This window comes from Pseudomonas sp. S3_G06, from assembly GCF_054667565.1.
Genome location: NZ_CP162738.1, coordinates 2,338,332 through 2,360,035, shown reverse-complemented (window position 1 = coordinate 2,360,035; position 21,704 = coordinate 2,338,332). Strand labels below are relative to the sequence as shown.

The window sequence follows — 21,704 nt, the reverse complement described above, 5'->3', positions numbered from 1 at the left end:
AGCTTGCAGCTTGGAGCTCGACGCTATGAACCTCTCCGGCCCTTTCATCAAACGCCCCGTGGCAACCATGCTGCTCTCGCTGGCCATCATGTTGCTCGGCGGTGTCAGCTTCGGTCTGTTGCCGGTATCGCCATTGCCGCAGATGGATTTCCCGGTGATCGTGGTTCAGGCCAGTCTGCCGGGCGCCAGTCCCGAGGTGATGGCTTCGACGGTGGCGACGCCGCTGGAGCGTTCGTTCGGTGCGATTGCCGGCGTCAACACCATGAGCAGCCGTTCCAGTCAGGGTTCGACGCGGGTGATTCTGCAATTTGACCTCGACCGCGACATCAACGGCGCGGCGCGGGAGGTGCAGGCGGCGATCAATGCTTCGCGCAATCTGCTGCCGAGCGGGATGCGCAGCATGCCGACGTATAAAAAGGTCAACCCGTCGCAGGCGCCGATCATGGTGCTGTCGCTGACCTCGGATGTGCTGGAAAAAGGCCAGCTCTACGACCTGGCCTCGACCATCCTCTCGCAAAGCCTGTCGCAAGTGCAGGGCGTCGGTGAAGTGCAGATCGGTGGCAGTTCGCTGCCGGCGGTGCGCATCGAACTCGAGCCGCAGGCGCTGAACCAGTACGGCGTGGCCCTCGACGATGTGCGCAAGACCATTGCCGACGCTAACGTACGGCGGCCCAAGGGTTCGGTCGAGGACGGCGAGCGCTTGTGGCAGATCCAGGCCAACGACCAGTTGGAGAAAGCCAAGGATTATGAGTCGCTGATCATTCACTACGCCGACGGCGCCGCATTGCGTCTCAAGGATGTGGCGAAAGTCAGCGATGGCGTCGAAGACCGTTACAACAGCGGTTTCTTCAACGACGACGCGGCGGTATTGCTGGTGATCAACCGTCAGGCCGGCGCCAACATCATCGAGACGGTCAACGAGATCAAGGCACAGTTGCCCGCGCTGCAAGCGGTGCTGCCGGCCAGCGTCAAACTCAATCTGGCCATGGATCGCTCGCCAGTGATCAAGGCCACGCTGCACGAAGCCGAAATGACCTTGCTGATCGCCGTCGCGCTGGTGGTGTTGGTGGTTTACCTGTTTCTGGGTAACTTCCGCGCCTCGCTGATCCCGACCCTGGCGGTGCCGGTGTCGCTGGTCGGTACCTTTGCGGTGATGTACCTGTACGGGTTCTCGCTGAACAACCTGTCGCTGATGGCGCTGATTCTCGCCACGGGTCTAGTGGTGGACGACGCCATCGTGGTGCTGGAAAACATTTCCCGGCACATCGACGAAGGCGTCAAACCGATGCAGGCGGCGTACCTCGGGGCCAAGGAAGTCGGCTTTACCCTGCTGTCGATGAACGTCTCGCTGGTGGCGGTGTTCCTGTCGATCCTGTTCATGGGCGGGCTGGTCGAGAGCCTGTTTCGCGAATTTTCCATCACCCTGGCGGCGGCAATCGTGGTGTCGCTGGTGGTGTCCCTGACACTGACACCGATGCTCTGCGCGCGCTGGCTCAAGCCGCACACGCCGGGCCAGGAAAACCGCCTGCAACGCTGGAGCCACAAGACCAACGACTGGATGGTCGGCAAATACGCCACCAGCCTCGACTGGGTATTGCGTCATCGCCGTCTGACCTTGTTCAGTCTGCTGCTCACCGTTGGCGTCAACATCGCGCTTTATGTGGTGGTGCCGAAAACCTTCCTGCCGCAGCAGGACACCGGCCAGTTGATCGGTTTCGTGCGTGGCGACGACGGTCTGTCGTTCAACGTCATGCAGCCGAAAATGGAAACCTTCCGCCGCGCCGTGCTCAAGGATGAAGCGGTGGAAAGCGTGGCCGGGTTCATCGGCGGCAACAACGGCACCAACAACGCGTTCATGATCGTGCGCCTGAAGCCGATCAAGGAGCGCCAGCTTTCAGCGCAGAAGGTCATAGAACGCCTGCGCAAGGAAATGCCCAAAGTGCCCGGGGCGCAGTTGATGCTGATGGCCGACCAGGATCTGCAGTTTGGTGGCGGCCGCGAGCAGACCAGTTCGCAATACACCTACATCCTGCAGAGCGGCGACCTCGCCGAGCTGCGCAAGTGGTTCCCGAAAGTGGTCACCGCGTTGCGTGCCTTGCCCGAGCTGACCGCCATCGATGCCCGCGAAGGTGCCGGGGCGCAACAGGTGACGCTGATTGTCGACCGGGATCAGGCCAAACGCCTGGGGGTCGACATGAACATGGTCACCGCGGTGCTCAATAACGCTTACAGCCAGCGGCAGATTTCGACGATCTACGACAGCCTCAACCAGTACCAGGTGGTGATGGAGGTCAATCCGAAATACGCCCAGGATCCGGTGACGCTCAAGCAAGTCGAGGTGATTACCGCTGACGGTGCGCGGGTGCCGCTGTCGACGTTCGCCCATTACGAAAACAGCCTGGAAAACGACCGGGTCAGCCATGAAGGCCAGTTCGCGTCCGAAAGCATTTCCTTTGACATGGCCGAAGGCGTGACCGTAGAGCAGGGCAGTGCTGCCATTGAACGGGCGATCGCCAAGGTCGGCCTGCCGGAGGATGTGATTGCGAAAATGGCCGGCACTGCTGACGCCTTCGCCGCGACGCAGAAGAGCCAGCCGTTCATGATCCTCGGTGCGTTGCTGGCCGTGTATCTGGTGCTCGGCGTGCTGTATGAAAGCTACATCCACCCGCTGACCATTCTTTCGACCTTGCCCTCGGCCGGGGTTGGCGCGTTGCTGTCGATCTATGCATTGGGGGGCGAGTTCAGCCTGATTTCCCTGCTGGGGATATTCCTGCTGATCGGCGTGGTGAAGAAAAACGCCATTCTGATGATCGATCTGGCGCTGCAATTGGAGCGTCATCAGGGCCTGTCGCCGCTGGAGTCGATCCGCAGCGCCTGCCTGCAACGCCTGCGACCGATTCTGATGACCACGCTGGCCGCGATCCTCGGCGCCTTGCCCTTGCTGCTCGGCCGTGCCGAGGGTGCGGAAATGCGCCAGCCGCTGGGACTGACGATCATTGGCGGCCTGGTGTTCAGCCAGGTCCTGACCCTTTACACCACCCCGGTGGTTTACCTTTATCTCGACAAGCTGCGCCATCGCTTCAACAAATGGCGTGGCGTGCGCACTGATGCCGCTCTGGAAACTCCGCTATGACTGACCGTTCGCTTATCCAATTGGCCACCGTTCGCGGCTCGCGCCTGTTGAGCCTGTCACTGTGCGTGGCGCTGCTCAGCGCTTGCGCAGTCGGCCCGGACTACCAGCGCCCGCAAACTGCCGAAATCGCTCAGTTCAAGGAAGCCGAGGGCTGGCGTCAGGCCAATCCCAGCGACTCGCTGGCCCGTGGCGCCTGGTGGGAGTTGTACGGCGACCAACAGCTCAACGCCTTGATCGAAAAACTCAACAGCTCCAACCAGACCGTCGCCCAGTCTGAAGCGCAGTTTCGTCAGGCGCAGGCTTTGGTGCGCAGTGCACGCGGCGCGTTTTACCCCAGTGTCGACCTGAGTCTGGGCAAGAACCGCTCGAGTCAGGGCACCGGCAGCAGCAGTTCGAGCCTGAGCAGTTCCTCAAGCGGTATTCGTGATACCTACACCGCGCAACTGGGCGTCAGTTGGGAAGCCGATGTCTGGGGCAAGCTGCGCCGTGGCCTGGAGGCCGACGAGGCCAACGCCCAGGCGAGCTTTGCCGATCTGGCAGCGATGCGTCTGAGTCAGCAATCGGAACTGGTGCAGAACTACCTGCAACTGCGCGTCATCGATCAGCAGAAGCGTCTGCTCGAGGCCACCGTTGCCGCTTATGAACGCTCGCTGAAAATGACCCAGAACCAGTATCGTGCCGGGGTTTCCGGGCGTGATGCGGTGGCGCAGGCGCAAACCCAGTTGAAAAGCACCCAGGCCGATCTGGTCGATCTGATCTGGCAGCGCGCACAGTTTGAAAACGCCATCGCCGTACTGACCGGCGAAGCACCGGCCAACTTCAGCATTGCCGAGAGCCAGAGCATCCCGAATCTGCCGCAGGTACCGCTGAGCTTGCCTTCACAACTGCTGGAACGCCGTCCTGACATCGCTTCTGCAGAGCGCTCGGTGATTGCCGCCAATGCCAACATCGGCGTGGCGAAAGCCGCGTATTACCCGGACCTGACCCTGAGCCTGAGCGGCGGCTACAGCAGCAGTACCTCGAAAAACCTGATCAGCCTGCCGAACCGTTTCTGGTCGGTCGGCCCGCAGCTTTCCTTGCCGCTGTTCGACGGCGGCATTCGTTCGGCCGAGGTCGACCGCAGCGAAGCCGCCTACGACGAAACCGTCGCCCGCTACCGCCAGACCGTGCTCGACGGTTTCCGCGAAGTGGAAAACTACCTGGTCCAGCTCAAGGTGTATGAAGACGAAGCGGCGGTACGCCAGGAAGCGCTGGATGCCGCCCGCGATTCCCTGCGCCTGACGGAAAACCAGTACAAGGCGGGCCTGATTGCTTATATCGACGTAGTCGTTGTGCAGGCCACGGCGCTGAGCAACGAACGCAGTGTGCTGAATATTCTGCAGAGTCGATTGATTGCCAGCGTGCAACTGATCGCCGCACTGGGCGGCGGCTGGGACGGCCAACTGGATGTCAGCGACAACACCCGATGATCATTCCCACGCTCTGCGTGGGAATGCCTCACCGGACGCTCCGCGTTCAGCTTTGAAAGGGACGCGGAGCGTCCCCGGCTGCATTCCCACGCAGAGCGTGGGAACGATCGTCATCAGCCAGTTCAGCTTAGGTTAAAGCCCACCGCAGAGCCTTGTAGGACGATCGAACAAGCGTTTCATCGGCTTGATGGCAATTTGGTTACTTTGTCAGTGCGTTATTTCGCGCAATCAGTACAATCGCCGCATTTGCCCGACCGAGAATGGAAGCAGTACGGTTTCGGCTTGTCACGAGAACGTCCATGCTCATCGGCAGCTACTCCTTCACCCTGGTTTTCATTTCGTTGTGCGTGGCCATTCTGGCTTCCTACACGGCGCTCGATCTCACCGGGCGCATCGCCACGGCGAAAGGCCGGGCCGTGCATTTCTGGACGGCGGGCGGGGCGTTGGCGATGGGCGTTGGCGTCTGGTCGATGCATTTCATCGGCATGCTCGCCTTCAAATTGCCGATCGACCTGGGCTATGACTTCGCCCTCACTGCGCTGTCGCTGCTGATCGCGGTGCTGTCCTGCGGCTTTGCGTTGTGGCTGGTCAGCCAGCCGAAGCTGCCCCTGGCGCAACTGGCCTTCGGTGCGCTGATCATGGGAGCGGGCATCAGCGCCATGCATTACACCGGTATGGCCGCGCTGCGCATGACACCGGGCATCGATTACGACCCGACGCTGTTCAGTGCCTCCCTGCTGATTGCCGTCGGCGCCTCGGCAGCGGCATTGTGGATTGCCTTTCGCCTGCGCCAGCATTCGCCCTATGTCCGGCTGATTCGTGCTGGCGCGGCGGTGATCATGGGGGTGGCGATTGTCGGCATGCACTACACCGGCATGGCGGCGGCGCAATTTCCTGACGGCAGTTTCTGCGGCGCGACACTCAATGGCTTGAAGGGCAACGGCCTCGACAGCCTGGTCGTGGTCACCACGCTGGCGGTGCTGTCGATTGCCCTGTTGACCTCGATCCTCGACGCCCGCCTCGAAGCGCGCACCGCTGATCTGGCGCACTCGCTGACGGTGGCCAATCGCGAACTCACCCAATTGGCCTTGCACGATCCGCTGACCAGCCTGCCCAATCGCATGTTGCTCGACGACCGCATCAATCAGGCAATCAGAAAAGTTGAAGAGCAGGGCGGCTGCTTCGCCTTGATGTTCATCGACCTCGACGGCTTCAAACCGGTCAACGACGCATTCGGCCATCACATGGGCGACCAATTGCTGCGCGAAGTCGGCGCGCGTCTGCGTGAGGATTTGCGCAGCCAGGACACCCTGGCGCGAATCGGCGGCGATGAGTTCGTTTTGCTGGTGCGCTTGAGCGAGCCCAATGACGCCTTGGGCCTGGCCGCGCGTCAGGTCGGCCTGATCGGTCGCACGTTCCGCGTCGCCGAGCATGATCTGCAGATTTCCGCCAGCGTCGGCATTGCCCTGTATCCGGGCAACGGCGCCAACGCCCAGGAACTGCTGATGAACGCCGACGCCGCGATGTACCACGCCAAGGGCGGTGGCAAGAACGGCTACAGCTTCTTCGATGCGTCGATGAACACCAACGCGCGCAAACAACTGCAACTGTTGCAGGACCTGCGCGCGGCCATCGAGCACAACCAGTTCTGCCTGCATTACCAACCCAAATTCGACGCCGCCAATGGCCGTCCGGTCGGTGCCGAAGCACTGCTGCGTTGGAAGCATCCGCTGCACGGCATGCTGATGCCGGACAAGTTCATCGATCTGGCGGAGAAAACCGGGCTGATCATTCCGATGGGCGAATGGGTGCTCAACGAAGCCTGCCGGCAGATGCGCGAATGGTACGTGCTCGGTTACACCGACTGGCGCATTGCCGTGAACCTCTCGGCCTTGCAGTTCTGCCATGCCGGGCTGGTGCAAAGCGTGGCCAAGGCGCTGGCAACCCACCACTTGCCGGCCAACAGCCTGACTCTGGAAATCACTGAAACCACGGCCATGAGCGACGCCGATGCGAGCATGACTGTGCTGCAAGAGCTGTCGGACATGGGCGTCGACCTGTCGATCGACGACTTCGGCACCGGTTATTCCAGCCTGATGTACCTCAAGCGCCTGCCGGCCAATGAATTGAAGATCGATCGCGGTTTCGTCCGTGATCTGGAGCACGACAGCGATGATGCGGCGATCGTCTCGGCGATTGTCGCGCTGGGGCAGGCGCTGGACTTGCGGATTGTCGCCGAGGGTGTCGAGACCGGCGCGCAACAGGATTTCCTGACCAAACTGGGCTGTGACTCGCTGCAGGGTTATCTGCTTGGCCATCCGATGCCGGCGGAGCGCTTCATGCAGGACATCGTGCGTGGGCAACGGCTGGCGGTGGTCTGAGAGACCCTGTGGGAGCGAGCTTGCTCGCGAAGGCGCCCGGATAGGCGCCACATGCAAAACCCGCCAATCGCAGTTATTCTTCCCCCGACTGTTACGTGTGCACGTGGGGGAAGGCCAGCATGGATAAAGTCATTGTTATCACCGGTGGCGGGCGCGGAATCGGCGCGGCTACGGCATTGTTGGCAGCCGAACAGGGCTACCGGATCTGCATCAACTACCAGTCGGATGAACAGGCCGCACACAGCGTGCTTGAGCAGGTTCGAGCCTTGGGCGCACAGGCCATCGCGGTTCGCGCCGATGTCAGTATCGAAGACGAAGTGATCGCGATGTTTCAGCGCGTCGACGCCGAACTGGGCCGGGTTACCGCGCTGGTCAACAACGCCGGCACCGTCGGGCAGAAGTCGCGGGTCGATGAAATGTCCGAATTCCGCATCCTCAAAATCATGAAAACCAACGTGCTGGCGCCGATCCTCTGCGCCAAGCACGCGATCCTGCGCATGTCGCCCAAACACGGCGGGCAGGGCGGCAGCATCGTCAACGTCTCCTCGGTCGCGGCACGCCTCGGTTCGCCGAACGAGTACGTTGATTACGCCGCATCCAAGGGGGCGCTCGACACGTTCACCATCGGTCTGTCGAAAGAAGTGGCGGGTGAGGGCATTCGCGTCAATGCCGTGCGTCCGGGCTACATCTACACCGACTTCCATGCCCTGAGCGGCGACCCGGATCGGGTCAGCAAGCTCGAATCGGCGATTCCCATGGCCCGGGGCGGGCGGCCGGATGAAGTGGCGGAAGCGATTGTCTGGTTGCTGTCGGACAAGGCTTCGTATGCGACCGGGACGTTTGTGGATTTGGGGGGTGGGCGTTAAGCCGGTGGATTTGCGGTGTTAACGCCGGCCTCTTCGCGAGCAGGCTCGCTCCCACATTGGTTCTGTATTCACAAATCAACTGTGGGAGCGAGCCTGCTCGCGAAGGGGCCAGTCCCGACAACATCTATCCCTCAGAACGACCGCACAATCCGCCCCAACGTCTCCATGGCCTTTTCCGATTCCTCGGTCCACGGGCTGCCGTAATTCAAGCGAATGCAATTTCTGAAACGCTGGGTCGGTGAGAAAATCGGCCCCGGCGCGATACTGATGCCTTGCGCCCATGCCATTTGAAACAGCTTCAGCGAATCCATCCGCTCCGGCAATTCCAGCCACAGAAAGTAGCCGCCCGCCGGCTGGCTGACGCGGGTCTGTGCCGGAAAGTAACGGGCAATCGCCGCGAGCATCGCGCTCTGCTGTTCTTCCAGGGCATAACGCAGTTTGCGCAGATGCCGATCGTAGCCGCCGTGTTGCAGATAATCGGCAATCGCCGCTTGCGCCGGCATCGAAGCGCACAGCGAGGTCATCAGCTTCAGTCGCTCGATCTTCTGCGCGAAACGCCCGGCCGCCACCCAGCCGATGCGGTAGCCGGGGGCGAGACTTTTGGCGAACGAGCCGCAATGCATGACCAATCCTTCAGTATCAAAAGCCTTGGCCGGTTTTGGCGCCTGTTGCCCGTAATAAAGCTCGGCGTAGACGTCGTCCTCGATCAACGGTACCTGATGCTGACGCAGCAGTTCGACCAGTTCCTGTTTCTTCGCCTCGGGCACGGTCGCGCCCATCGGGTTCTGGAAACTGGTCATGCACCAGCAGGCCTTGATCGGATGGCGTTCCAGAGTCTGCGCGAGCACGCCGAGGTCTATGCCGTCACGCGGGTGCACGGGTATCTCCACGGCTTTGAGCTTTAAGCGTTCGAGCACTTGCAGGCTGGCGTAGAACGCCGGGGCTTCGATGGCCACCAGGTCACCGGGCTCGGTCACCGCTTGCAGGCACAGGTTCAGCGCTTCGAGAGCGCCGTTGGTGATCAGTAGCTCTTCCATCGGCAGCATCAGCCCGCCGACCATGTAGCGCAGGGCAATCTGCCGGCGCAGTTGCGGGTTGCCCGGGGACATATCGGTGACGACCATGCGCGGGTCCATCTCCCGCGCGGCGCTGGCCAGCGAACGCGACAGGCGTTGCAGCGGGAACAGCGTCGGGCTGGGGAAGGCCGAGCCGAAGGGCACGGTGTTGGGGTCTTTGATCGAATCGAGCACCGAGAACACCAGTTCGCTGACGTCGACCTCGGTGGATTCGTTGACCTGGTTGCTGATCACCGGCTCGGAAAATGTGCTCGGCGTATGGGCGTTGACGAAGTATCCGGAGCGCGGCCGGGCGCGGATCAGGCCGCGGCGTTCGAGCAGGTAATAGGCCTGGAATACTGTCGACGGGCTAACCCCGTAAGCCTGGCTGGCATAGCGCACCGACGGTACCCGCTGGCCAGGGCCGAGGACGCCGGAGCGGATCAGTTCAGCGATGTCGTCGGCGAATTTTTCGTAGCGTTTCATCGGTGGGCCTTGGTGGACGTGATTTTGTGGGGTGTCAGGGAAGGAGCCCTCACCCTAGCCCTCTCCCAGAGGGAGAGGGGACTGATTGGAGGATGCTGATGAAATACGCCGACCTGACAGTGCTTTGCCGAATCCACAATCGACTCGGTCTTTCAGGTCGATGCATAGCGACAGACACCTCGGTCGGCTCCCTCTCCCTCCGGGAGAGGGCTGGGGTGAGGGCAGCAGTGCCATCTCCTCAACGATTCATCGGCGCCACAAACCGGCTGTTCGCCACGCTGTATACCTGCGGCTCGTCACTGTCTTCAATCCTGAAACTCAATGTCTGCGAACTGCTCGCCGGGCGCTCGGTGGTCATCGCCACCGACACCGGCACATCGACAATCTCCCCGGGCGCCAGGCTCAATGCTGTTTTGCCCTGCAACTCAAACCCGTCGCCATCAACCAGACTCAACCGGTAATCCTGCCGTTGCTGAGTCTTGTTGATCACTTTCAGCGAATAAATATTCTCGATCTGGCCTTGAGCGTTCTCGCGGAACAACCCGCGATCCTTGGTCACGTCCAGCGACACCATCGGTCGCTCGATCAATGCCAGCGCCAACGCGCCGATCATCACCAGTAACACCGCCGTATAGCCAATCAAACGCGGACGCAGCAGATGAGTCTTGCCGCCCTGCAATTCGCGCTCGGAACTGTAGCGGATCAGGCCGCGCGGGTAATGCATTTTGTCCATGATCGAATCGCAGGCGTCGATGCATGCTGCGCAGCCGATGCATTCCATTTGCAAGCCATCGCGGATATCGATGCCGGTCGGGCAGACCTGCACGCACAACTGGCAGTCGATGCAATCACCCAGGCCGGCTTCGACCGGGCGCACGTCACGCCTGCGCGGGCCGCGGTTTTCGCCGCGTGCGGCGTTGTAGGCAATGGTCAGCGTGTCCTTGTCGAACATCACACTCTGGAACCGCGCATACGGGCACATGTGCATGCACACCGCCTCACGCAGCCAACCGGCGTTGATGTAGGTGGCGGCGGCGAAGAACAGCACCCAGAACAGACTGACGCCACCGATCTGCAGGGTCAGCAGCTCTTCGGCCAGCGGCCGGATCGGGGTGAAATAGCCGACGAAGGTCAGGCCGGTCATCACGCTAATTGCCAGCCACAACGTGTGTTTGGCGGCACGCCGCGCCAGTTTGTTCAGGCTCCATGGCGCCGCTTGCAGTTTGATGCGCTGGTTGCGCTCGCCTTCGGTGATCTTCTCGCACCACATGAAGATCCACGTCCACGAACTCTGCGGGCAGGTGTAACCGCACCAGACGCGACCGGCAAACACGGTGATGGCGAAGAGTCCGAACGCAGCAATGATCAGCAGGGCCGAGAGCAGAATGAAATCCTGCGGCCAGAACGTCGCGCCAAAGATGTGGAATTTGCTTTCCGCCAGATCCCAAAGTACGGCCTGCCGACCGCCCCAGTTCAACCACACGGTGCCGAAGAACAGCACGAACAGAAGTCCGGCACCGCTCATACGCAGGTTGCGGAACAGGCCGGTGAAACTGCGAGTGTGGATCTGCTTGTCGGTGGATCCGGCGGTCGCTTTCAGTGGGCGCGCGGGTACGCTTTTTATCGTTGGCGATGCTTCTACGGTTCGGACGGGGATTTGCTCGCTCATGTTCGTTCGCTCATCAGCCTCCATCAGGCCGATGCACTATGAGCGCCGATCTGTTTGCAGAACAGACTCAGGTTTGGCAATAAAAAGCGGATCAGATGAGGTTTGGCGCAGTGCCTGCGACAACTTGAAGCAACCTGCCAGGCGCGGCGCAAACGCCTATTGCAGGCGTCTGCGGCGGATGTTGATCGAGGTCAATCAAACCACCGAATCACTGTCATCAGCCTTCAGATGTTTGCGCCCATCCTTGGCCCCGGCGACGGTCAAGGCATCGGCTTCTGCTTCGGTGATGTAGGTGCGTTTGCCTTCGATTTCCACGAACGACATGGCTTTGTCGCTATCGGTCAGGACTTCGAGGGTGTCGCAGATGCGAATTTCCTCACCATGCTCGACGGTAAAAAAACACACTTTCTGCTCGGGGTTGGATTCATCGATTCGAACGGGCATGGCGGCAGTCCTTGTTCCAGGGAGGTCTGCATATTAGGAAGCGCAGCGCGCCGATCGTTCTGCGCAACCGATTAATGGTCGCTGTTGTCCATCGCTTATCAAGCCAATTACAAGGGAGGCACGATGGAAGACTGGTGGGATGAAGTGTGGGCTACGATGCAAGCCGAGTTCGCCGATATCGGTGATGCCTCGCAAATGACCCGGATCACCGTACGCCTGGTGATGGCGGCGATTCTCGGCGGGATACTCGGTTTCGAGCGCGAGCATAAAGGCAAGGCAGCGGGCGTGCGCACGCACATGCTGGTGGCATTGGGTGCTGCGCTATTCGTATTGGTGCCACAGACCTCGGGCGCAGAATCCGATGCCATGAGTCGGGTCTTGCAGGGCGTGATTGCCGGGATCGGCTTTCTCGGCGCCGGCACCATTCTGAAAAATCAGCAGGGCGACGAGGCCCATGTCAAAGGCCTGACCACGGCGGCGGGTTTATGGATGACGGCAGCGATCGGCGTGGCGGCGGGGCTGGGCAAGGAAGCGACGGCATTGCTCAGTACCATCCTGGCGCTGGCGATCTTCAGCGTGATGCCGTACGTGGTGAGGGTGTTCGAAAAGGATGTCGACAAGAACGACCACCTCTGACTCCCCGCCGGCTGATGATCGTTCCCACGCTCCGCGTGGGATTGCTTCAACGGACGCTCCGCGTTCGGCTCTGGATGGGACGCAGAGCGTCCCGGGCTGCATTCCCACGCGGAGCGTGGGAACGATCAGACGATCAGGGGGGGACAGGGGTCAGACGATCACCGGCGGCATCGTGCTCGGTGGCTCTTCTTTCGGTGGTGGCGTGGTGCCTGGCGGCTCTTGCTCGGGCACCGGTGGCGGCTCGGTTTCCGGCAGGGTGGGTTTGTCGATGTTCGGATCGGGCGTTTCCGCCGGGATCGGGATACTCATCATTGTGACCTCCGTATGGCACATGGCGTGGGACGTGCTTAAGTGAGTTGACCCGGCCACGACAAATTCGATCCGCAGGTTTGTCTTGTTAATTTCATCTGAACTTTTCCCCGCGCCGGTTGCTCGGAACCTAAGTGAGTTCATGACAGGGCCGGCGCTTTGTCGCGAATACTGTTCCGGCACAAGAGCGTCCTTGGGGCGTTAAGGAGAGATGCTCAATGACTGCTGAAAGACCTTCAGAGCTGAGTTACAACCCGCACATGCCGCTGTCGCAGGCGTTGCTGCTGCCACGTATCGTCATCGAAAACACCATGCCGACTCTCGACGGCGGCCAGTTCGCCGCCAAATCGATTGCCGGGCGCGAAGTGGTGGTCACCAGCAAAGTCTTTGCCGACGGCCATGACAAGCTCGCCGTGCGCATCCGCTGGCGCGAGGAAGGCCAGGAAACCTGGCAGACCGAGGTCATGTCCGATCAGGGCAACAACACTTGGCAAGGCCAGTTCCGCCCCGAGGAACAGGGCCGCTACCTGTATTGCATCGAAGCGTGGATCGACCATTTCGCCAGCTTCCAGTACGAACTGGAAAAGAAGCACAGCGCGGCGGTGCCGGTTTCTCTGGAGCTGCAGGAAGGCCGCACGATGGTGCAACAGGCCGCCGAACGCAGCGAAGGGCAGCTCAGCGAGCAGCTCGCGGCGCTGCACCATGAATTGTCGGGCCTGCTCGAAACCGAGCAGGTCGCCCTGTTTCTGCACTCGCGCAGTGCAGAGCTGATGGCTCAGGCCGATCACCGTGCCTATCTGAGCATCAGCGCCGAATTCCCTATGGACGTCGAGCGCGAACTCGCCGAGTTCGCCAGTTGGTACGAGCTGTTTCCGCGCTCGATCACCGACGATCCTCAGCGTCACGGCACTTTTAACGACGTGCACTCGCGTCTGCCGATGATTCAGGACATGGGCTTCGACGTGCTGTATTTCACGCCGATTCACCCGATCGGCCGCGCCCACCGCAAGGGCCGCAACAATTCCCTGACCGCTGGCCCGGACGATCCCGGCAGTCCGTACGCGATCGGCAGCGAGGAGGGTGGCCACGAAGCGATTCACTCGCAACTCGGCACCCGTGAAGATTTCCGCCGTTTGGTGGCCGCCGCCGCCGACCATGGCCTGGAAATCGCTCTCGACTTCGCCATCCAGTGTTCCCAAGACCACCCGTGGCTCAAGGAACATCCGGGCTGGTTCAACTGGCGCCCGGACGGCACGATCAAATACGCCGAAAACCCGCCGAAGAAATACCAGGACATCGTTAACGTCGACTTCTATGCACCGGACGCGATTCCGAGCCTGTGGGTCGAGTTGCGCGACATCGTCGTTGGCTGGGTCAAGGAAGGCGTGAAAATCTTCCGCGTTGACAACCCGCACACCAAACCGCTGCCGTTCTGGCAATGGCTGATCGCCGATGTGCGCACGCTGTATCCGGAAGTGATTTTCCTCGCCGAGGCCTTCACCACGCCGGCGATGATGGCGCGTCTGGGCAAGGTCGGGTATTCGCAGAGCTACACCTATTTCACCTGGCGCAATACCAAGGCCGAGCTGGCGGAATATTTCACCGAGCTGAATCAGTCGCCGTGGCGCGAATGCTACCGGCCGAATTTCTTCGTCAATACCCCGGACATCAATCCGGCGTTTTTGCATGAGTCGGGGCGTCCCGGTTTCCTCATTCGCGCGGCGCTGGCGACTATGGGCTCGGGGCTGTGGGGCATGTATTCCGGTTTCGAATTGTGCGAATCGGCGCCGGTGCCGGGCAAAGAGGAATACCTCGACTCGGAGAAATACGAGATTCGTGTCCGCGATTTCACCGCGCCCGGCAACATCATTGCCGAGATCGCCCAGCTCAACCGCATCCGCCGGCAGAACCCGGCGCTGCACACCCATCTGGGGCTGAAAATCTACAACGCCTGGAACGACAACATTCTGTACTTCGGCAAGCGCAGCGCCGATGGCAGCAATTTCATTCTGGTCGCGGTCAGCCTCGATCCGCATAACGTGCAGGAAGCGAATTTCGAACTGCCGCTGTGGGAAATGGGCCTGCCGGATGATGCCACCACCCATGGCGAAGATTTGATGAACGGCCATCGCTGGGACTGGCACGGCAAATATCAGTTCATGCGTATTGACCCGGCGTATCAGCCGTTCGGGATTTGGCGGATTACAGCTTCGTAACATTTGCACCGCACTTGTGGAGAGGGGATTTATCCCCGCCGGGGCGCGCAGCAGCCCCTTTTTTCAAGCTGCACCGCGTTAACAATTTGCGACTGCTGCGCAGCCGAACGGGGATAAATCCCCTCGCCACAGGGGCTCATCACTGCGAGTCCCTCGGTGTATCAGAGAATTTTTCAGGAGTTCCACATGGCGAAGAAACCCAAGGCAGCCGCCTTCATCAAAGACCCGCTCTGGTACAAGGACGCGGTGATCTATCAGGTTCACGTCAAATCGTTTTTCGACTCCAACAATGACGGGATCGGCGACTTTCCCGGGCTTATCGCCAAACTCGATTACATTGCCGACCTCGGCGTCAACACCATCTGGCTGCTGCCGTTCTATCCTTCGCCTCGTCGCGACGATGGTTACGACATCGCCGAATACCGTGGCGTGCACAGCGACTACGGGACCATGGCCGACGCCAAGCGCTTTATCGCCGAAGCGCACAAGCGCGGTCTACGGGTGATCACCGAGCTGGTCATCAACCACACCTCCGACCAGCACCCGTGGTTCCAGCGTGCGCGCAAGGCCAAACCCGGTTCGGCAGCGCGGGATTTCTACGTCTGGTCCGATGACGATCAGAAATACGACGGCACGCGGATCATCTTCCTCGATACCGAGAAGTCCAACTGGACCTGGGACCCGGTCGCCGGTCAGTACTTCTGGCACCGCTTCTATTCGCACCAGCCGGATTTGAACTTCGACAACCCGCAAGTGATGAAAGCCGTGCTGTCGGTGATGCGCTACTGGCTGGACATGGGCATCGACGGTCTGCGTCTCGACGCGATTCCGTACCTGATCGAGCGCGACGGCACCAACAACGAAAACCTGCCCGAGACCCACGACGTCCTCAAGCAGATCCGTGCCGAGATCGACGCCAACTACCCCGACCGCATGCTGCTGGCCGAGGCCAATCAGTGGCCGGAAGACACTCAGTTGTATTTCGGTGACACCGATGCCGCTGGCGTCAATGGCGACGAATGCCACATGGCCTTCCACTTCCCGCTGATGCCGCGCATGTACATGGCGCTGGCGCAGGAAGATCGCTTCCCGATTACCGACATTCTCCGGCAGACCCCGGAAATTCCGGCGAATTGCCAGTGGGCAATTTTCCTGCGTAACCACGATGAGCTGACCCTGGAAATGGTCACCGATCGTGAGCGCGATTACCTATGGAACTACTACGCCGCTGACCGTCGCGCGCGGATCAACCTCGGTATTCGCCGTCGTCTCGCACCGTTGATGGAACGCGACCGTCGCCGCATCGAACTGCTCAACAGCCTGCTGCTGTCGATGCCTGGCACGCCGACCCTGTACTACGGCGACGAAATCGGCATGGGCGACAACATCTATCTCGGCGACCGCGACGGCGTGCGTACGCCGATGCAGTGGTCGATCGACCGCAACGGCGGTTTCTCCCGCGCCGATCCGGCCAGTCTGGTACTGCCGCCGATCATGGACCCGCAGTATGGCTATCAGTCGGTCAACGTCGAAACCCAGTCCGGCGATCCGCATTCGCTATTGAACTGGACGCGGCGCCTGCTAGCCGTGCGCAAGCAATCGAAAGCGTTCGGCCGTGGCACGTTGAAAATGCTCTCGCCGGCCAACCGTCGCGTGCTGGCTTATACCCGCGAATACACCGATGTCGATGGCAAGCACGAAATCATCCTGTGCGTGGCCAACGTCTCGCGCAGTGCGCAAGCAGTGGAGCTGGATCTGTCGGCGTACGTCGGCATGGTGCCGGTGGAAATGCTCGGCGGTAACGCGTTCCCGCCGATCGGTCAGTTGAATTTCCTTCTGACCCTGGCGCCTTATGGCTTCTATTGGTTCGCACTCGCGACGGAAAACCAGATGCCGAGCTGGCACGTCGAACCGGCGCAGAGCCTGCCGGACTTCACCACGCTGGTGCTGAAAAAACGCATGGAAGAACTGCTCGAAGCGCCGTCGCGCAACACGCTGGAGCAAAGCATTCTGCCGAGCTGGCTGCAGAACCGTCGCTGGTTCGCCGGCAAGGATGCGGCGATCGAGAAGGTCAATCTGGCTTACGGCGTGCGTTTCGGTGATGCCCAGCATCCAGTGCTGCTCAGCGAAATCGAAGTCACCAGCGGTGGCCAGACCAACCGTTATCAACTGCCGTTCGGCTTCATTGCCGAAGACCATGTCGGCCCGCCGTTGCCGCAGCAATTGGCGCTATCGCGTGTACGCCGTGTGCGTCAGGTCGGTCTGATTACTGATGCGTTCAGCCTGGAGACTTTCGTCCGCGCCGTTCTGCAAGGCATGCAGAACAACACCGTACTGGAGTCGATTGAAGGCGAAATCCGCTTCGAACAGACAGATCATCTGGAAAAACTCGGCCTCGGCGCCGAGTCGGATGTGCGCTACCTGTCGGCCGAGCAATCGAACAGCTCCGTGGTTGTCGGCAACAGCCTGGTGCTTAAGCTGATACGCAAAGTGGCTTCTGGCGTACACCCGGAACTGGAGATGAGCGCTTACCTGACCGAGGCCGGGTTTGCCAATATCTCGCCACTGCTGGGTTCGGTGATTCGCCGTGACGCGCAGGGTGAGGACAACTTGCTGATGATCGCCCAGGGTTACCTGAGCAATCAGGGCGACGCGTGGGAATGGACGCAGAACAACCTGGAACGGGCGCTCCGTGATGAACTGGCCGACGCCATGTCCGAGCAGGAGCAGCATTACAACGCGCTCGGCGAGCTGAAGGACTTCGCCGGCATGCTCGGCCAACGTCTGGGCGAGATGCATCAGGTGCTCGCTGCGCCAACCGACAACGCCGACTTTGCGCCGCAAGTGTCGTCGAGCAAGGACATGGCCGCGACGGCCAAGGATGTCACCGCCCAGGTCGAACATGCCTTGAAATTGCTCAAGCAGCATCAAGGCGAGTTGAACGCGGCGGACCAGAAACTGGTCAAGCGTCTGCTCGACGAGAAGAAAACCATTCTTGCCCATGTGCAGGATCTGGCGAAGAAAGCCACTGGCGGCTTGCGCATCCGGGTGCATGGCGACTTGCATTTGGGTCAGGTGCTGGTGATCAAGGGCGATGCCTACCTGATCGACTTCGAGGGCGAACCGGCGCGGCCGTTGAGTGAGCGTCGCGGCAAGCACAGCCCGTACAAGGATGTCAGCGGCGTACTGCGTTCGTTCGATTACGCAGCGGCGATGACCATCAACGTACACAACGTTGATAACAGCACCGAAGCCGAAGCGGCGCGTAAACGGGTCGCCGAGCGTTATCTGCGCGAAGCACGCGAGGCATTTGTCCAGGCATACCGCGAGGCAGCAGCTAGTCTTGAGCATGCCTGGCAGGATCCTCAGGGTGCCGACGCCGCGCTGGCGTTGTTCGGCCTGGAAAAAGCCGCTTATGAAGTGGCCTACGAGGCGGAAAACCGCCCAACGTGGCTGCCCGTGCCATTGCACGGCTTGTATGGATTATTGACAGGGCTTAAACCCTTTTCCGATCTTGGTGGAGAGTAGTCATGAGTTTCTCGAACAAGGAACAGGGTGTGGTAAAGGAAGCATTGTTACCCTCGGCACGCGACATTGATGCCTTGGTACGCGCCGAACATCAGGACCCGTTTTCCATTCTCGGCCCGCACGGCGATGGCGCTGGCGGGCAGTTCATCCGCGCTTATCTGCCGGGTGCGCTGAGTGTCGCGGTGCTGGACAAGGACAGCGGCGAAGAGCTTGGCCCGCTGGAGATGACCGAGACGCCGGGGCTGTTTGTCGGCCATTTCGATCAGGCGCGACCGTACCTGTTGCGCACGCGCTGGGCCGGTGGCGAGCAGGTCGCCGAAGATCCGTACAGCTTTGGCCAGCTGCTGGGCGAAATGGATTTGTATCTGTTCGCCGAAGGCAATCACCGTGACCTCAGCGCTTGCCTCGGTGCGCAGCTGAAAACCGTTGATGGTGTCGACGGTGTGCGCTTTGCCGTGTGGGCACCGAATGCCCGCCGTGTCTCGGTGGTTGGCGATTTCAACGTCTGGGACGGTCGTCGTCACCCGATGCGCCTGCGCCATCCTTCGGGCGTGTGGGAGTTGTTCATCCCTCGCCTGCAAGCGGGGGAGTTGTACAAGTACGAAATCCTCGGCGCTCACGGCATTCTGCCGCTCAAGGCCGACCCGATGGCGCTGGCTACCAGCCTGCCGCCGGATACCGCCTCGAAAGTCGCCTCGCCATTACAGATCGACTGGCAGGATCACGAGTGGATGAATTCCCGTCAGGATCGCCAGCAGCGCTCCAAGCCTCTGTCGATCTACGAGTTGCACGCCGGTTCCTGGCAGTGCGAGCTGGATGATCTCGGCGAAGTCGCGCGCCAGTACACCTGGCAGGAACTGGCCGAGCGGCTGATTCCTTATGTGAAAGAGCTGGGATTCACCCACATCGAACTGATGCCGATCATGGAGCACCCGTTCGGCGGTTCCTGGGGCTATCAGTTGCTTTCGCAATTCGCGCCGAGTGCGCGTTACGGCACGCCGGATCAGTTCGCCGCGTTCGTCAACGCCTGCCATCAGGCCGACATCGGTGTGATCCTCGACTGGGTACCGGCGCATTTCCCCACCGATACCCACGGCCTGGCCCAGTTCGACGGCACCGCGCTGTACGAATACGGCAATCCGCTGGAAGGCTTCCACCAGGATTGGGACACGCTGATCTACAACCTCGGTCGCACCGAAGTGCACGGCTACATGCTGGCCTCGGCGCTGCACTGGCTGAAACACTTCCATATCGATGGCCTGCGTGTCGATGCGGTGGCGTCGATGCTGTATCGCGACTATTCGCGCAAGGCTGGCGAATGGGTGCCGAACCGCCACGGTGGTCGCGAGAACCTGGAGGCCATCGACTTCCTGCGCCACTTGAATGACGTGGTTGAACTGGAAGCGCCGGGTGCACTGGTAATCGCCGAGGAATCCACTGCGTGGCCGGGCGTCAGCCAGAGCACCCAGCAGGGCGGCCTGGGCTTTTCCTACAAATGGAACATGGGCTGGATGCACGATTCGCTGCACTACATCCAGCAGGACCCGGTGTACCGCGCCCATCACCACAACGAGTTGAGCTTTGGTCTGGTCTACGCCTGGTCCGAGCGCTTCATCCTGCCGATTTCCCACGACGAAGTGGTGCACGGCAAGCACTCGCTGATCGACAAGATGCCCGGCGACCGCTGGCAGAAGTTCGCCAACCTGCGCGCCTATCTGAGTTTCATGTGGACGCATCCGGGCAAGAAGCTGTTGTTCATGGGCTGCGAGTTTGGCCAGTGGCGCGAGTGGAACCACGATCAGCAACTGGACTGGTACCTGCTGCAGTACTCCGAGCACAAAGGTGTGCAGAAACTGGTGGGCGATCTCAATCGGCTGTATCGCGAAGAGCCGGCGCTGCACGACCAGGACGACGCGCCGCAAGGCTTCCAGTGGTTGATTGGCGATGATGCGATCAACAGCGTTTACGCATGGCTACGCTGGAGCAAGGACGGCTCGCCGGTTTTGGTCGTCGCCAATTTCACGCCGGTACCGCGCCAGTCGTATCGGGTCGGCGTGCCGTTTGCCGGACGCTGGACCGAGCTGTTCAACAGTGACGCCGACATTTATGCCGGCTCCAACTATGGCAATGGTGGCGGGGCATTGACCGATGAAGTACCGAGTCATGGTCAATCGTTGTCGCTGGAGCTGAATCTTCCGCCTTTGGCGGTGTTGATTCTCAAGCCGCAGGGCTAGCAGCTGTGGGAGCGAGCCTGCTCGCGAAGGCGCCATGTCAGTCAACAATGATGTTGAAGGTGGCACCGCTTCGCGAGCAGGCTCGCTCCCACAAGGTTCTTCAGCGTTCAGCAGATCACCAACGCATCCGCACGCCGAGGCTGCCGATAATGCCGTTCAAATCATTGTCATCCACATCGCTGCTGTAATCGGCGCTCATGTACAGGCTTACCGCAGGTGTGACCCGCGCCACCAGTCCCAAACCCAACTCCACTGTTGAAGACTTGCGGCTGCTGCTGATCTTGTCGACCTGATCGAGGGTCACCGTGCTGCCGGTGTAAACGGTGTGCCAAAGGTTGGTGCGCACGTAGGGTTCGACAGGCAGCCCGTTCAAGTCATAACTGCCTTTCAATCGCGCACCGACGCGGCCACTCCACGCGGTCAGGTCGGTGGAAGAGGCATTGCCCGAGCCGGCGTACGGAGCGTCGAGACTGATGCGCTGGTTGATCAGTTGTGCCTGCGGCTCGACCACCCAGTTTTCACTCAGGCCGATCGGGTAACCGCCTTCGACGGAAAAGGTCATCGCATTGCCCTCGGTGGCTTGCCGATTGCCTTGCGCAGTGCGACTGAAACCGCTGACCCGACCGCCGCTGGCCGACAGGTCGACGTGCCAGCCTTGCGCACCCACCAGACTGTAATAGGCGCCGAGGCTCTGGCCTTGCAGGTTGAGGCTGTCAGTGTTGCGGTCGGCGAGGGCACGTCGGGTCAGCGCACCATCGGCATTCAGCTGGACCTGATTGTCGCCACCTATGAGACCAAGGGTCTGAGTGGTCCCGTTAGCGCTTTTCAACGTGACCACGGCCGGACCTTTGAACTCACCAGCGGCCATCGCATAACCGGATGAAAGTGCGTCGGTCTGTGCTTGCCGAGCGCTTTTGCCGTACAGCTCGTCCCAGGCAGATGGGGCAAGATCCTCAGTGATCAGGCGCGAACTCTGCTGACTCAATGGCAGCGGTCCGGGTGTTATCACGGTTGCTGGCAGGGTCAGCACCGGTACGTCGGCGTGATACCACGCGGGTTCGTCCGCCGCAGATCCCGCATGCGCCTCCATGGACGAGCACAGCAGCAGTGAACCTGACACTGTGCAAAGAGTGATTTTCAGTTCGTGTGGGGTCAGTGAAGTTTTCATGGAGGTCTACCTTGCAAGCGCATGCGTCATCTCGTGTTTGGCGCCTCTCCTACCCCGAACGAGGGGCGACCGAATAGAGCGGGGCGAACCGCGGCTGCTCGATTTCGCGA

Annotated in this window: 13 protein-coding genes; 8 read left to right on the top strand and 5 right to left on the bottom strand. The window is 60.8% G+C overall.

Annotated elements, in window-relative coordinates; all coding sequences use genetic code 11:
• Nucleotides 1–25 precede the first annotated feature (25 nt).
• From AB4N47_RS10565 to AB4N47_RS10550, 4 genes are all read left to right on the top strand, one after another.
• Nucleotides 26–3,133: an efflux RND transporter permease subunit gene (locus tag AB4N47_RS10565; RefSeq protein WP_071172349.1), complete on the top strand. Its 3,108-nt coding sequence runs from the start codon at nt 26–28 to the stop codon at nt 3,131–3,133.
• The gene (locus AB4N47_RS10560; protein ID WP_460154504.1) at nt 3,130–4,602 is read left to right on the top strand and encodes an efflux transporter outer membrane subunit; all 1,473 of its coding nucleotides are present in this window, start codon (nt 3,130–3,132) and stop codon (nt 4,600–4,602) included. Before AB4N47_RS10565 ends, AB4N47_RS10560 begins: the two co-directional genes overlap by 4 nt.
• A 299-nt stretch (nt 4,603–4,901) precedes the next feature.
• Nucleotides 4,902–6,983 (top strand): EAL domain-containing protein, encoded by a 2,082-nt coding sequence (locus tag AB4N47_RS10555; protein ID WP_122603675.1) that lies wholly within the window; start codon nt 4,902–4,904, stop codon nt 6,981–6,983.
• 119 nt (nt 6,984–7,102) lie between these two features.
• Nucleotides 7,103–7,849 (top strand): SDR family oxidoreductase, encoded by a 747-nt coding sequence (locus tag AB4N47_RS10550; protein WP_024012870.1) that lies wholly within the window; start codon nt 7,103–7,105, stop codon nt 7,847–7,849.
• A gap of 131 nt (nt 7,850–7,980) precedes the next feature.
• Here AB4N47_RS10550 and mapR read toward each other — a convergent pair whose 3' ends face one another.
• The 3 genes from mapR to AB4N47_RS10535 all read right to left on the bottom strand — a co-directional run bounded on the left by mapR (nt 7,981) and on the right by AB4N47_RS10535 (nt 11,503).
• Nucleotides 7,981–9,390: a GntR family transcriptional regulator MpaR gene (gene mapR, locus AB4N47_RS10545; RefSeq protein ID WP_460154503.1), complete on the bottom strand. Its 1,410-nt coding sequence runs from the start codon at nt 9,388–9,390 to the stop codon at nt 7,981–7,983.
• A 238-nt stretch (nt 9,391–9,628) separates the two neighbouring features.
• Nucleotides 9,629–11,059, bottom strand: coding sequence for a cytochrome c oxidase accessory protein CcoG (gene ccoG / locus AB4N47_RS10540; RefSeq protein ID WP_341637610.1), 1,431 nt, complete (start codon nt 11,057–11,059; stop codon nt 9,629–9,631).
• Between the two features lie 195 nt (nt 11,060–11,254).
• The gene (locus tag AB4N47_RS10535) at nt 11,255–11,503 is read right to left on the bottom strand and encodes a DUF3203 family protein (RefSeq protein ID WP_016774630.1); all 249 of its coding nucleotides are present in this window, start codon (nt 11,501–11,503) and stop codon (nt 11,255–11,257) included.
• A gap of 123 nt (nt 11,504–11,626) precedes the next feature.
• On the opposite strand from AB4N47_RS10535, the gene AB4N47_RS10530 reads away from it, so the two are divergent.
• Complete coding sequence (locus tag AB4N47_RS10530; RefSeq protein ID WP_016774631.1) at nt 11,627–12,139, top strand: MgtC/SapB family protein; 513 nt, start codon at nt 11,627–11,629, stop codon at nt 12,137–12,139.
• Nucleotides 12,140–12,289: 150 nt separating this feature from the next.
• On the opposite strand, the gene AB4N47_RS10525 is transcribed toward AB4N47_RS10530, so the two are convergent.
• Complete coding sequence (locus AB4N47_RS10525) at nt 12,290–12,448, bottom strand: hypothetical protein (RefSeq protein ID WP_016774632.1); 159 nt, start codon at nt 12,446–12,448, stop codon at nt 12,290–12,292.
• 218 nt (nt 12,449–12,666) lie between these two features.
• Between AB4N47_RS10525 and AB4N47_RS10520 the strand changes: the two genes are divergently transcribed.
• The 3 genes from AB4N47_RS10520 to glgB all read left to right on the top strand — a co-directional run bounded on the left by AB4N47_RS10520 (nt 12,667) and on the right by glgB (nt 20,426).
• Nucleotides 12,667–14,664: an alpha-1,4-glucan--maltose-1-phosphate maltosyltransferase gene (locus AB4N47_RS10520; protein WP_122507282.1), complete on the top strand. Its 1,998-nt coding sequence runs from the start codon at nt 12,667–12,669 to the stop codon at nt 14,662–14,664.
• A gap of 186 nt (nt 14,665–14,850) precedes the next feature.
• Nucleotides 14,851–18,192 (top strand): maltose alpha-D-glucosyltransferase, encoded by a 3,342-nt coding sequence (gene treS / locus AB4N47_RS10515; protein ID WP_341637609.1) that lies wholly within the window; start codon nt 14,851–14,853, stop codon nt 18,190–18,192.
• 2 nt (nt 18,193–18,194) lie between these two features.
• Nucleotides 18,195–20,426 (top strand): 1,4-alpha-glucan branching protein GlgB, encoded by a 2,232-nt coding sequence (gene glgB, locus AB4N47_RS10510; protein ID WP_460154502.1) that lies wholly within the window; start codon nt 18,195–18,197, stop codon nt 20,424–20,426.
• 115 nt (nt 20,427–20,541) lie between these two features.
• Here glgB and AB4N47_RS10505 read toward each other — a convergent pair whose 3' ends face one another.
• Complete coding sequence (locus AB4N47_RS10505) at nt 20,542–21,594, bottom strand: autotransporter outer membrane beta-barrel domain-containing protein (RefSeq protein WP_123442548.1); 1,053 nt, start codon at nt 21,592–21,594, stop codon at nt 20,542–20,544.
• Between the last annotated feature and the right edge of the window lie 110 nt (nt 21,595–21,704).